Below are 12,842 nucleotides of genomic sequence, written 5' to 3'. Positions count from 1 at the left end.
CGGCCCGGAGGGCGACGGCAGGGGGTCGATGTCATCCAGACATCGGTTAGGAGACTCCCAGACACCGTCGGTAGTGTGGGGTGTCTTTGTCGGATGCCGCGCCCCCGCGGCCTGGAGGTTAACCGAGTGCGCTTCGTCCTCGCCATTCTGGCGTTCGCTGCTGCCGCCGTGCTGGTCGGCTTCGGCATCGCCCAACGGACCGTCTTCCTCGAGCCGGACAAGGTCTCGCTCGGGACGGTGGTCGAGAACCAGGCCAGCTACACGGTCCTCACGCCCGAGGCACTCGCCGCCAACCCGGGGAAGCAGACCATCACCGTCTCGGGCGGCGGACCCGTGTACATCTCCTACGGGCGCACCGACGACGTCCTCAGCTGGATCGGCGACGACCCGTACGTGTCGGTCGGGTACGACGGCGAGGTCGGCGAGTTCACGAGCGAGGTGATCGTCGCGCAGCCCGTCGACGACTCCACGCCCACGTCGCCTGCGACCGAGGAGCCCGAGGTCGCCGAGGAGTCCGAGGACGCCGAGGCGGAGCCCGATCCGGCGGCGTCGCCGGCCGGCAGCGACCTGTGGCTCGACGAGTTCACCGGCGACCGCACGCTGACCACGACGGTCGACGTGCCCGAGGGGATCACGGTCCTGATCTCGTCCGACGGGACGGCGCCGGCGCCGGGCCGGATCGTCGTGGCGTGGCCCCTCGACAACGCCACCCCGTGGGCAGGGCCGCTCATCGCCGGCGGCGCCCTCCTGTTCCTCGTCGGCATCGTCCTCGTCATCTCCGGCGTCTTCGCGCACCGCCGCTCCCGCGGGCCGCGCCGCAACCTCCCCAAGGGCCCGAAGGGGAAGCTGATGCGAGCACCCCGACCGCCGCGCTCGCAGCGTGCCTCGCTGGGATCCGGCGGCTCCGGTCGGTCGACCGGCCGCGCGAGGCGCATCGCGCTCCTGCCGGTGCTCCTCGTTCCGGCCATCGCGCTGTCCGCGTGCTCGGCGGACTACTGGCCCGACCTGACGTCCGCACCCGAGACGACGGCCCCGGCCACCCCGGTCGAGACGGCGGCCGAGGGCGAGGAGGGCGAGCCGGCCGAGCCCGCGGCTCCCGCAGTGGTTCCGGCGGTGACGGTGCCCCAGATGGAGCGCATCATGCGTCGCATCGCGGTCTTCACCACCGAGGTCGACGCCGACGCCGATTCGCAGCGCCTCGCAGAGCGATTCACCGGCCCCGCCCTCGAGGCGAGGAAGGCGAACTACGCGATCCGCAAGTCGCTGCCAGACCAGGCATCGCTGCCCGCGATCCCCGCCTCGCCGCTGACGCTCACGCTGCCGCAGCAGGTGACGGGCTGGCCGAGGACCGTGCTCACCATCGCGAAGAACAACGACGACGAGACGATCGCGCCGACGGCCCTCGTCCTCCGGCAGGAGTCGCCGCGGGAGAACTACAAGGTGCTCTACGCGACGGCGCTCGTGCCCGACGCCGACGTGCCCGAGGTCGCGCCGGCATCCATCGGCGCCCCGCCGATCAACCCCGAGTTCAAGGGCCTCATCATGCCGACGGGACAGGTCGCCCCGGCCTACGCCGACGTCCTGCTCAAGGGAGACGAGTCGGAGTTCGCGCAGTTCTTCGACCCGGAGGGCGACGTGATCCGGCAGCAGCTCGGCGTCGAGGGCCAGAAGGCCATCGCCGACGACCTCCCCGACACGGCCGACGTGGCGTTCTCGAACGCGCCCGGCGACAGCCCGACGGTCGCGCTGGCCACGAACGACTCCGGTGCCCTGGTGACCGTCTCGATCACGCAGACCGAGAAGGTCACGCCGAACGACGGCGGGACGATCGGCTTCAAGGAGGGCCAGCCCGGCGCAGCGCTCTCCGGCTTCGACGAGAAGAGCGCCAAGGGCGTCGAGCGCGAGATCGGCATCCAACTCATGTTCTACGTGCCCGCAGTCGGATCCGACGAGCAGATCCGCCTGCTGGGCTGGTCCGAATCCCTGATCGGCGCATCGGAGGTCAAGTGACGAACGCGTTCCCACCCAACGAGCCCGCGAGCCTGCGCGGCGCGGTCGACCTGTCCTCGCTCGTCCACCGCGACGAGCGACCGGCGACGGATGCCCCGGGCGCGACGCCCGCCGCGGGAGGCGCCGGCGGCTACGTCGCGGCCGTCGACGACCAGAGCTTCGGCCAGGTGCTCGAGCTCTCGCGCACGGTCCCGGTCGTCCTGGCGCTGTGGGCGTCATGGAGCGAGCAGTCCACCCAGCTCGTCGCCGCCCTCGAGCGGCTCGTGAACGCCCGCGAGGGCCGTCTCGTGCTCGCGCCCGCAGACGCGGACCGGAGCCCCCAGCTCGTCCAGGCGCTGCAGGCGCAGGCGATCCCCACGGTCGTCGCGCTCGTCGCCGGGCAGCCGGTGCCGCTGTTCCAGGGCGTGCAGCCCGACGAGGTCATCGACCAGGTGTTCGACCAGCTCCTCGAGGTCGCCGAGCGCAACGGCGTGACCGGTCGGGTCCCGGGTGCCGATGGCGACGGCGAGGGCGAGGCCGAAGCCGAGGAGCCCGTCGAGGAACCGCTGCCGCCGCTGCACCAGGAGGCGTTCGACGCGATCAGCCGTGGAGACTACACGGCCGCGGCATCCGCCTACCGCACGGCGATCGCACAGGACCCCCGCGACGACCTCGCGGTGGCCGGCCTCGCACAGGCGAACCTGCTCGGGCGCCTCCAGGGCAAGACGCTCGACGAGATCCGGAACCGCGCGGCGACCACCCCGGACGACCTCGACGCCCAGCTCGACGTCGCCGACCTCGACCTGTCCGGGGGCCACGTCGACGACGCGTTCGCGCGGCTGCTCGGCCTGTTCCCGACGCTCGACGCCGACGCCAGGAACCGGGTGCGCGAGCGCCTGCTCGAGCTGTTCCAGGTGGTCGGGGTCGAGGACCCGCGCGTCGGCGCGGCGCGGCGCCGTCTCGCGATGCTGCTCTACTAGCCCGCAGGCAGCGGCTACCCCTCCGGCGTGAACCAGAGCGCGCCGAGCGGCGGCAGCGTGAAGACGGCCGAGGCCGGCTTGCCCGCCCACGGCTCGTCGGTCGCGTCGACGCCGCCGAGGTTCCCGACGCCCGAGCCGCCGAACTCCGCGGCATCCGTGTTCAGCACCTCGCGCCAACGCCCCGCGAACGGCAGGCCGAGGCGCACGCCGTCATGCGGGTTCCCGGCGAAGTTCACGATGCACAGGAGCGGCCGACGGTCGCGGTCGTACCTGAGGAACGCGATCACGTTCATCTCGGCCGCGCCGCCCTCGACCCAGTCGAAGCCCGCCGAGTCGTCGTCGAGCTGCCAGAGCGCGGGCGTCTCGGCGTAGGTGCGGTTCAGCCGGCCGACGAGCTCGGCGAGCTGGCGGTGGCTCGGCTGGTCGAGGATCCACCAGTCGAGGCCGCGTTCCTCGCTCCACTCGGAGAGCTGCCCGAACTCCTGCCCCATGAACAGCAGCTGCTTGCCGGGGTGCGCCCACATGTACGCGAGGTAGGCGCGCGTGTTCGCGAGCTGCTGCCAGTGGTCGCCGGGCATCTTGCGCACGAGCGAGCCCTTGCCGTGCACGACCTCGTCGTGGCTGATCGGCAGGATGAAGTGCTCGCTGAACGCGTAGAGGAACGAGAACGTGAGCTCGCCGTGGTGGTGCGAGCGGTACATCGGGTCGCGCTGGATGTACTGCAGGGTGTCGTGCATCCACCCCATGTTCCACTTGTAGCCGAAGCCGAGTCCGCCCGACGAGGTCGTCGCGGTCACGCCCGGCCAGCTCGTCGACTCCTCGGCGATCATCACGATGCCGGGGTTGCGCTTGTAGGCCGTCGCGGTCGCCTCCTGCAGGAAGCCGATCGCCTCCAGGTGCTCGCGACCGCCGTACCAGTTCGGCATCCACTCGCCCTCCTCGCGCGAGTAGTCGAGGTAGAGCATCGATGCCACGGCGTCGACCCGCAGGCCGTCGATGTGCATCTCCTCCAGCCAGAACAACGCGTTCGCGACGAGGAAGTTCCGCACGCGCGGGTTGCCGTAGTCGAAGACGAGCGTGCCCCAGTCCTTCTGCTCGCCGCGGCGGGGGTCGGGGTGCTCGTAGAGCGGTTCGCCGTCGAAGCGGGCGAGGGCCCACTCGTCCTTGGGGAAGTGCCCGGGCACCCAGTCCATGATCACGCCGATGCCCGCCTGGTGCAGCCGGTCGATCAGGTACTTGAGGTCGTCGGGCGAGCCGAACCGGCTGGTGATCGCGTAGTAGCCCGTCACCTGGTAGCCCCAGGATCCGCCGAACGGATGCTCCGCCAGGGGCAGGAACTCGACGTGCGTGTAGCCGAGCCACTGGAGGTACTCGATGAGCTCGTCGGCGATGTCGCGGTACCCCTTGCCGGGCCGCCATGACCCGAGGTGGAGCTCGTACACGCTCATCGGCAGCTCGTGCGGGTTCCGATGCGCGCGCTGCGACATCCATTCGCCGTCGGCCCAGTCGTGCCCGCTCGTCGCGACGACCGACGCGGTCGCGGGGGCGACCTCGGCGCGGCGCGCCATCGGGTCGGCCTTCATCATCCACTCGCCGGACTGGGCCAGGATCTCGAACTTGTAGGACGAGCCCGGCTCGACGTCGGGCACGAAGAGCTCCCAGACCCCGCTCGAGCCCATGTTCCGCATGGCGTGGCCGAGGCCGTCCCACCGGTTGAAGTCGCCGACGACGCGCACGGCGCGGGCGCGCGGTGCCCAGACCGTGAACGAGACGCCGCGGAGCGGCCCCGTGACCGACGGGAACTCGCGGTGGTGCGCGCCGAGCACCGTCCAGAGCTCCTCGTGCCGGCCCTCCTCGATGAGGTGCAGGTCGAGCTCGCCGATCGTCGGCGCGTACCGGTACGGGTCGTCGGCGGTCCACTCGGTGCCGTCGTCGTAGCGCGCGCGAACCCGGTACCCGGTCGGCCCGAACGCTCCGGCACCCGCCCAGATGCCATGGCCGGCATGCGCGAGCGGGAGTTCGGCGCCGTCGTCGAGCAGGGCGGTGACGGATGCCGCGAGCGGTCGCCGCACGCGGACCACGGTGTGCGCGCCCGGCTCCCCGGGCGTCTCGAAGCCGTGCTGCCCGAGCACCTGGTGGGGGTCGTGGTGGCGGCCCTCGGCGACGGCGCGGAGGAGCTCGTCGGGGACGGGCGGTGCCTGGAGGGGGGTGGTGTCGGTCATTCCGCGCCTCGAATCACTCGGAGGATGTGGACCGGCTGCGTGAACGCGTCCAGCCGCACGTAGTTGTGCTCGCCCCACTCCCAGCGCTCGCCGGTCACGAGGTCCTCGACCTCGAACGTGCCGCCGCCGGGAAGGTCGATCGCCGGGAGGTCGAGGTGCACGGTCGTCTCGCGCACCGAGTGCGGGTCGACGTTGGCGACGACGAGGATCGTGTCGTGGTCGTCGGGACCGCGGCCCTCGATGAAGCGGCCCTCGAGGTGCTTGGAGTACACGAGGACCGAGTCGTCGTCGCTGTAGTGGAAGCGGATGTTGCGGAGCTGCCCGAGCGCGGGATGGTCGGCGCGGATGCGGTTCAGGATCCCGAGGTAGAGCGCCAGCGACGTGCCATCCGCCTCGGCCTTGGCGAAGTCGCGCGGCTTGTACTCGTACTTCTCGTTGTCGATCGCCTCCTCGGCGCCCGGCCGCGCGACGGACTCGAACAGCTCGAAGCCCGAGTACACGCCCCACGTCGCCCCCGCCGTCGCCGCGATGGTGGCCCGCACGGTGAACGCCGCCGGACCGCCGAACTGGAGGTACTCGGTCAGGATGTCGGGGGTGTTCACGAACAGGTTCGGCCGCATGAAGTCGGCGGTCTCCTGCGACACGCTCGTCAGGAACTCCTCGAGCTCGGCCTTGGTGTTCCGCCACGTGAAGTAGGAGTACGACTGCTGGAAGCCGACCATGGCGAGCGCCTGCATCATCGCGGGACGGGTGAACGCCTCGGCGAGGAACACCACGTCGGGGTCCGTCGCGTTGATGTCCCCGATGAGCCGCTCCCAGAACATCAGCGGCTTCGTGTGCGGGTTGTCGACGCGGAAGATCCGCACGCCCTGCTTCATCCAGAGCCGCACGATGCGCGTCACCTCGTCGACGAGGCCCTCGAAGTCGTCGTCGAAGTTGACCGGATAGATGTCCTGGTACTTCTTCGGCGGATTCTCCGCATAGGCGATCGTGCCGTCCGGCAGCGTCGTGAACCACTCGGGGTGCTCGGTCACCCACGGGTGGTCGGGCGAGGCCTGCAGTGCCAGGTCGAGCGCGATCTCGATTCCGAGCGCGGCGGCGCGGCGCACGAACGCCCGGAAGTCGGCGAGCGATCCGAGCTCGGGGTGGACCGTGTCGTGGCCGCCGGTGGCGGCGCCGATCGCCCACGGCGAGCCCGGATCGAACGGCCCGGGCGTGAGCGTGTTGTTCGGTCCCTTGCGGAACGAGAAGCCGATCGGATGGATCGGCGGCAGGTAGACCACGTCGAAGCCCATCGCCGCGACGCCGTCGAGTCGTCGCTGCGCGGTGCGGAAGGTGCCCGACTTCCACGAGCCGTCCTTCTTCAGCTGCCGCGCGCCCTCCGACCGTGGGAAGAACTCGTACCAGGACCCGACTCCGGCGCGCCGCCGCTCGACGAGGATCTCGTGCTCCTCGGAGTCGGTCGTGAAGCGGGCGAGCGGGCGGGAGCGGAACTCCTCCAGCAGGGGATCCTCGAGCAGGGCGCGACGGGCGGTCGCGTCTGCGTCCGCGTCGCGCAGCGTCGCCGCGTACGCGCGAAGTCGCTTGCGCACCGCGGCAGGGCGGCCCGCGTCCTTCGCGGCGCGCTCGGCGAGACGGGCGCCGATCTCGTACATGAGCTCGACGTCGACGCCTGCGTCGATCTTCAGCTCCGCGTCGTGCACCCACGTGCCGATCTCGTCGCCGAAGCCCGTCACGTGCCAGTGCCAGGTGCCGAGTTCGTCCAGGCGGACCCGCGCCTCCCATCCGTCGGTGCCCGGCGCGAGCGCCGACATCCGGTGCCGCGTCGCGACGCCCGACGGGCTCGTGAGCACGAGCATCGCACCGACCAGGTCGTGCCCCTCGCGGAACACCGTGGCGCGGAACGGGACCACCTCCCCGGAGAACGCCTTCGGGTTCCATCGCGGGTCGGGCAGGGCGGGGGTGAGCCGGGTCACGGGGATCCGGCCGGCTCGAACTGCGCGGTTCGTCACGCTCCGACCGTAGCGCGGATGCGATCCGACCGATACCGGGTTGCAGGGCGCTGCGCGACTCGGCGGTGCCCCGGCATCCGTTCATATTCCGGACACACGTTGCTGCGTAGGGTGGACCCCGTGAAGCCGATCCGCAAGTTCACCGTCCGCGCCGTCGTTCCGCCGCAGCTCGCCGCGCTCGAGGAGCTCGCCGCGAACCTCCGCTGGTCGTGGCACGAGCCGACACGGCGCCTCTTCGAGCACGTCGACCCGGTGGGCTGGCGCCGTTCGGGGCGCGATCCCATCGCGTTCCTCGGCGATGTCGACGCGCGGCGGCTCGACGAACTGGCGGCCGACGAGGGCTTCATCGCCTGGGCCGAACGGGAGCGCGACGCCCTGCGCGCCTACGTGTCCGAGCCGCGCTGGTACCAGTCGCTCGGCGCCGAGTCGCCGAGGACCGTCGCGTACTTCTCACCCGAGTTCGGCATCACCGAGGCGCTGCCGCAGTACTCCGGCGGCCTCGGCATCCTCGCCGGCGACCACCTCAAGGCCGCCTCCGACCTCGGCGTGCCGCTCATCGCGGTCGGCCTGTTCTACAAGGCCGGGTACTTCTCGCAGGCGATCGCGCCCGACGGCTGGCAGCAGGAGCGCTACCCGGCACTCGATCCCGACGGCCTCCCGCTGTCGGTGCTGCGCCGCGCCGACGGCACGCCGGTGCAGGTCACGCTCGCGGTCCCCGGCGGCCGAAGCCTCCACGCCCGAGTCTGGCAGGCCGCGGTCGGCCGGGTGCCGCTGCTCCTCCTCGACACCGACATCCCGGCGAACGACGACGACCTCCGCCAGGTGACCGACCGGCTCTACGGCGGCGGAGGCGAGCACCGACTGCAGCAGGAGCTCCTCCTCGGCATCGGCGGCGTCCGCGCGATCCGCGCCTGGAGCGGGCTCACCGGCCGCCACTTCCCCGACGTGTTCCACATGAACGAGGGGCACGCCGGGTTCCTCGGACTGGAGCGCATCTCGGCGTGCATCGGCGACGGGCTCTCCTTCGCCGAGGCGCTGGAACTCGTGCGCGCCGGCACCGTCTTCACGACGCACACGCCCGTGCCCGCGGGCATCGACCGCTTCGATCGCGGCCTGGTCGCGAGCTACCTCGAGTCGGGCCTGCTGCCCGGGATCGACCCCGCCGACGCCCTCCCGCTCGGCCTCGAACCGGGCGTGCCCGCCGAGGACAGCGCGTTCAACATGGCGATGATGGGCCTCCGGCTCGCGCAGCGTGCGAACGGCGTCTCGAAGCTGCACGGCGAAGTGAGCCGGCGCATGTTCGGCGAGCTGTGGCCCGGCTTCGACGCCGACGAGGTGCCGATCACGTCGGTCACGAACGGCGTGCACGCACCGACGTGGACCGACCCCGCGCTGCTCTCGCTCGCCGAGGAGCGGCTCGGCACCGGAGACACCGAGCACGCCGACTGGATGAGCGCCGCGGTCAGCGACGCCGAGATCTGGGGCGTGAAGCGGGGCATGCGCCTCCAGCTCGTCGAGGACGCCCGACGCCGACTCACGAGCGCCTGGGCCGACCAGCACGGCGGCGCGGTGGCGCCCGACTGGGTGCGCCGCGTGCTCGATCCGGACGTCCTCACGATCGGCTTCGCGCGCCGAGTGCCGACGTACAAGCGACTGACGCTCATGCTGCAGGACCCCGACCGGTTCGCGGCGATCCTCACCAACCCCGACCGTCCCGTCCAGTTCGTGATCGCCGGCAAGGCGCACCCGGCCGACGACGAGGGCAAGCGGCTCATCCAGCGCCTCGTGCAGTTCGCGCAGCGGCCCGAACTCCGCGAGCGCATCGTCTTCCTGCCCGACTACGACATCGGCATGGCCCAGCTCCTCTACCCGGGCTGCGACGTCTGGATGAACAACCCGCTCCGACCGCTCGAGGCGTGCGGCACGTCGGGGATGAAGGCCGCCATGAACGGCGCGCTCAACCTGTCGATCCTCGACGGCTGGTGGGCCGAGTACGCCGCCGACGACCACGGATGGGTGATCCCGACCGCCGACGCTGCCGGCGACCAGGCCGAGCGCGACCGGCTCGAGGCATCCGCGCTCTACGACCTCATCGAGCACCGGATCACGCGGCTCTTCTACGATCGCGACCGCGACGGCGTGCCCACCGAGTGGATGGCGCGCGTGCGCCGCACGCTTGCGCACCTCTCGCCCGAACTCGGAGCCGACCGGATGGTGCGCGAGTACGTCGAGCGGCTGTACCGCCCGGCCGCCGAGCACGCCGCAGTGGTCGGTGCGGAGGGGGCGAAGCCGGCGCGCGAGCTCGCGGCATGGGTCGCGCACGTGCGAGCGGCGTGGCCGGGCGTGGACGTGGCCCACGTCGAGTCGGGCGGCCTCGAGTCGACGCCGCACGTCGGCGACGAACTCCACCTCCGCGCGCACGTCGCGCTGGGCGCCCTGACCGAGTCCGAGGTGTCCGTCGAGGTCGTCTACGGCCACTCGCACGGCGACGACCGCATCGACGACGCTCGTGTCGCGGAACTCGTGCCCGACGGGACGTCGACGACGGATGCCGCGACCTGCGTCTACGTCGGCACGGTCACGCTCGACCGGGCCGGGGCGTTCGGGTACACCGTGCGCGTCGTGCCGCGGCATCCGCTGCTCGTCTCGCCGGCCGAGCTGGGGCTCGTCGCCGCCGCCGACTGAGCGTTCGTCGGACCGATCGGGCGGCGCGCCGGTGTGCCGACGGCGCGTCCGCGCGCATCGTCCGACGACGTGCCGGCGCACCTCAGCGGTCGCGACGCAGCGCGCGGACGAGCCGCGGGAACACGCCCGTCGCCCGGAACTGCGGGTCGTCGCCGCGAAGCAGCTCGGCCCGCCAGGCGCGGATCAGCAACGGGATGCAGAGCACGATCCCGACGGCCGCACTCCACTCGAGGAACGCCATGATGAACGCCATCAGCGGGCGCGGGCGATCGCGGCGTAGCGACCGGAGGTCACCGCGATGAGGTCGTCGGGCGCGAGCTCCAGGTCGAGGCCGCGGCGACCGCCCGAGACGAGGATCGTCTCGAACAGGATCGCGGTCTCGTCGAGCACGGTCGGCAGCGCGACCTTCTGGCCGATCGGGCTGATCCCGCCGACGACGTAGCCGGTCCTCCGTTCGGCGAGCGACGGATCGGCCATCTCGGCGCGCTTGCCCCCGAGCGCGGCCGCCAGCGCCTTGAGGTCGAGCTGGTCGGAGACCGGGACGATTCCCACCGCGAGCGCCCCGTCGACGTTCGCGAGCAGGGTCTTGAACACGCGCTCCGGCTCGATGCCGAGCTTCTCGGCCGCTTCGAGGCCGTAGGCGGCGGCGCGCGGATCGTGGTCGTACGGGTGCGCCGTGAAGCGGATCCCCGCGCGCGTCAGCGCGACGGTCGCGGGCGTGCCGGGCGTGCCATCCGCTCGCCTCGCCATCAGGCCGCGGGCTCCGGTGCCTCGCCGGCGCGTCGTCCGTCTCCGGCGTCGTCGGCCTCGTCGGCGCCCGCGCCGAGCGAACCCGCCGCGGCGTCGACCAGCACCGGAGCCGGTTCGCCCGACGCGCGGAAGAGCCGCATCGACTGCGGGGCCATCACGAGGCGCGTACCGGGCTCGTGGCGCGCGCCGAGTTCGTCGCCGGGCTCGTCGACGGCCGAATCCCACAGCAGCTCGTAGTCGTCGACCCCGGGGTGCGAAGGCAGCAGCACCTCGACCTCGCGCTCGGAGGCGTGCACGACGAGGAGGATGCGGTTGAAGCCCTCGAACTCGGGCGTGGAGGCTGCGAGGAACTGCAGGGTCCGCTGCGACGGGTCGTGCCAGTGCTCGATCGTCATGGTCTCGCCGTCGGCGTTGTACCAGTCCATCTGCGAGGCGCTCGGCACGCGCTCGCCGAACCGGCCGTAGCGCACGGGACGCAGCGCGGGGTGCTCGCGGCGCAGTCGCAGCAGGTGCCGGGTCGTCGCCTCGATCGCGGCGTCGCGCTCGTCGGCCGACCACGCGAGCCAGGTCAGCTCGGAGTCGTGGCAGTACGCGTTGTTGTTGCCGCGCTGGCTGCGGCCGTACTCGTCTCCGGCCGTGAGCATCGGCACGCCGGCCGAGAGCAGCAGCGTGCCGAGCAGGTTCCGGATGCTCCGGCGCCGCGCCGACACGACGCCCGGGTCGTCCGTGGGCCCCTCCACGCCGTGGTTGTACGAGTTGTTGTGATCGGCGCCGTCGCGGTTGTGCTCGCCGTTGCCGAGGTTGTGCTTGACGTCGTAGGCCGTGAGGTCGGCGAGCGTGAAGCCGTCGTGCGCGGTGATGAAGTTCAGGCTCGCGAGCGGGCCGCGCTCTGCGGCGAACGTGTTGGACGAACCCGCGAGGCGCGTGGCGAAGCGGCCGATGCCGCTGCCGTGCTCGCCATGGCGCTCGCGTCGCAGGTCGCCGAGCCAGAAGTCGCGCATCCGGTCGCGGTAGCGGTCGTTCCACTCGCTGAAGCCGGGCGCGAAGTTGCCGGTCTGCCAGCCGAACGGCCCGACGTCCCACGGCTCGGCGATGAGCTTGCCGGCCCCGATCACGGGGTCGGCGAGCATCGCCGCGAGGAGCGGATGGTGGGGGGAGTAGGCGCCGAGCGCGTCACGGCCGAGCGTGGCGGCGAGGTCGAGCCGGAAGCCGTCGACCTGCAGCTCGTCGGCCCAGTACCGCAGCGAGTCGAGCACGAGGCGCATCGGCGCGTCGTGGCCGAAGTCGAGGGTGTTGCCGCAGCCGGTCGTGTCCACGTAGCGGCCGTGCGCGTCGTGCCGGTAGTACGAGGAGTTGTCGATGCCGCGGAAGCTGTACGTCGGCCCCTGCCGCCCCTCCTCCGCGGTGTGGTTGTAGACGACGTCGAGCACGACCTCGAGGCCGGCCTCGTGCAGGCGCTTGACCATTCCCGCGAACTCGCGCCGCACGGCCTCGGGCCCGGCGGCCTGCGCCTCGGCGCTCGCGTACGGCGCGTGCGGCGCGAAGAAGCCGAGCGTGTTGTAGCCCCAGTAGTTGACCTGCCCCTGGCGGACGAGCCGCTCCTCGGCGACGAACGCCTGCACCGGCAGCAGTTCGACGGTCGTGACCCCGAGGCCCGTGAGGTACTCGAGCGACGCATCGTGCGCGAGGCCGGCGTACGTGCCGCGCCACGGCTCCGGGATGCGCTCGTTGAGCCGGCTGAACCCCTTCGGGTGCGCCTCGTAGACGACGGTGTGGTCGAGGGGCACCAAGGGCTTGCCGACGCCGCCCCAGTCGAAGCCCTCCGACGCGAGCGAGTCCAGCACGACCCCCCGCCAGGATCCGTCCGCCGCCGCGTGCAGGCCCTTGGCCCACGGGTCGAGCAGCGTGTGCGCGGGGTTGAACGCGTGCTCGAGCCCGGCGGGTCCGTCGACCCGCAGGCCGTACCGGGCACCCGGCACGAGCGCGGCCGACGTCCCCTCCCACACGCCGTCCGCGCCGCGCATGAGCGGCAGTCGTTCGACGGCCCAGTCCAGGTCCTCGGCGGAGAACACCTCGAGGTCCACGGAGGTCGCGTGCTCGGACCAGACGCGGATCGTGCCGCCGCCGGGTCCGGTGCGCACGCCCAGGTCGTGGAGCGGATCGGCCGGAGACATGCGAACTACAGTAGTTCGTGGGGAACCGGT

8 protein-coding genes are annotated in these 12,842 nt (G+C 72.0%); 3 read left to right on the top strand and 5 right to left on the bottom strand.

Features of this window, described 5'->3' with window-relative positions; genetic code table 11:
* The first annotated feature begins 126 nt into the window (after positions 1–126).
* Complete coding sequence (locus GJR97_RS15345; protein WP_154347616.1) at positions 127–2,010, top strand: hypothetical protein; 1,884 nt, start codon at positions 127–129, stop codon at positions 2,008–2,010.
* Positions 2,007–2,969 carry a tetratricopeptide repeat protein gene (locus GJR97_RS15340; protein WP_324613577.1) on the top strand — a complete coding sequence of 321 codons (963 nt, stop codon included), beginning with the start codon at positions 2,007–2,009 and terminating at the stop codon, positions 2,967–2,969. Before GJR97_RS15345 ends, GJR97_RS15340 begins: the two co-directional genes overlap by 4 nt.
* A 14-nt stretch (positions 2,970–2,983) precedes the next feature.
* On the opposite strand, the gene glgB is transcribed toward GJR97_RS15340, so the two are convergent.
* Both glgB and GJR97_RS15330 read right to left on the bottom strand, forming a co-directional pair.
* A complete protein-coding gene (gene glgB, locus GJR97_RS15335) occupies positions 2,984–5,191 on the bottom strand; it encodes a 1,4-alpha-glucan branching protein GlgB (RefSeq protein WP_154347615.1) in 2,208 nt (735 codons plus the stop codon).
* Complete coding sequence (locus tag GJR97_RS15330; protein ID WP_324613576.1) at positions 5,188–7,203, bottom strand: maltotransferase domain-containing protein; 2,016 nt, start codon at positions 7,201–7,203, stop codon at positions 5,188–5,190. Before GJR97_RS15330 ends, glgB begins: the two co-directional genes overlap by 4 nt.
* 120 nt (positions 7,204–7,323) lie before the next feature.
* On the opposite strand from GJR97_RS15330, the gene glgP reads away from it, so the two are divergent.
* On the top strand, positions 7,324–9,888 hold the full coding sequence (gene glgP, locus GJR97_RS15325; protein ID WP_324613575.1) for an alpha-glucan family phosphorylase: 2,565 nt from the start codon (positions 7,324–7,326) through the stop codon (positions 9,886–9,888).
* Positions 9,889–9,970: 82 nt separating this feature from the next.
* On the opposite strand, the gene GJR97_RS15320 is transcribed toward glgP, so the two are convergent.
* From GJR97_RS15320 to glgX, 3 genes are read right to left on the bottom strand one after another with little or no spacing between them, the layout of a single operon-like run.
* Positions 9,971–10,129, bottom strand: a complete 159-nt coding sequence (locus GJR97_RS15320) for a hypothetical protein (RefSeq protein ID WP_154347613.1) — start codon at positions 10,127–10,129, stop codon at positions 9,971–9,973.
* Positions 10,130–10,140: 11 nt separating this feature from the next.
* Positions 10,141–10,638, bottom strand: coding sequence for a Cys-tRNA(Pro) deacylase (gene ybaK, locus GJR97_RS15315; RefSeq protein WP_154347612.1), 498 nt, complete (start codon positions 10,636–10,638; stop codon positions 10,141–10,143).
* Complete coding sequence (gene glgX / locus GJR97_RS15310; RefSeq protein ID WP_154347611.1) at positions 10,638–12,812, bottom strand: glycogen debranching protein GlgX; 2,175 nt, start codon at positions 12,810–12,812, stop codon at positions 10,638–10,640. The genes ybaK and glgX overlap by 1 nt, the downstream gene beginning before the upstream one ends.
* Between the last annotated feature and the right edge of the window lie 30 nt (positions 12,813–12,842).

This window comes from Agromyces kandeliae (assembly GCF_009674665.1).
Taxonomy (GTDB): Bacteria; Actinomycetota; Actinomycetes; order Actinomycetales; family Microbacteriaceae; genus Agromyces; species Agromyces kandeliae.
This window is presented reverse-complemented; position numbering and strand designations above follow the sequence as displayed.

What these genes read in the sequence shown, in the direction of transcription:
- glgB (WP_154347615.1), bottom strand. Translation starts at nt 5,191, where the DNA reads ATGACCGACACCACCCCCCTCCAGGCACCGCCCGTCCCCGACGAGCTC.
- GJR97_RS15320 (WP_154347613.1), bottom strand. Translation starts at nt 10,129, where the DNA reads ATGGCGTTCCTCGAGTGGAGTGCGGCCGTCGGGATCGTGCTCTGCATC.
- ybaK (WP_154347612.1), bottom strand. Translation starts at nt 10,638, where the DNA reads ATGGCGAGGCGAGCGGATGGCACGCCCGGCACGCCCGCGACCGTCGCG.
- glgX (WP_154347611.1), bottom strand. Translation starts at nt 12,812, where the DNA reads ATGTCTCCGGCCGATCCGCTCCACGACCTGGGCGTGCGCACCGGACCC.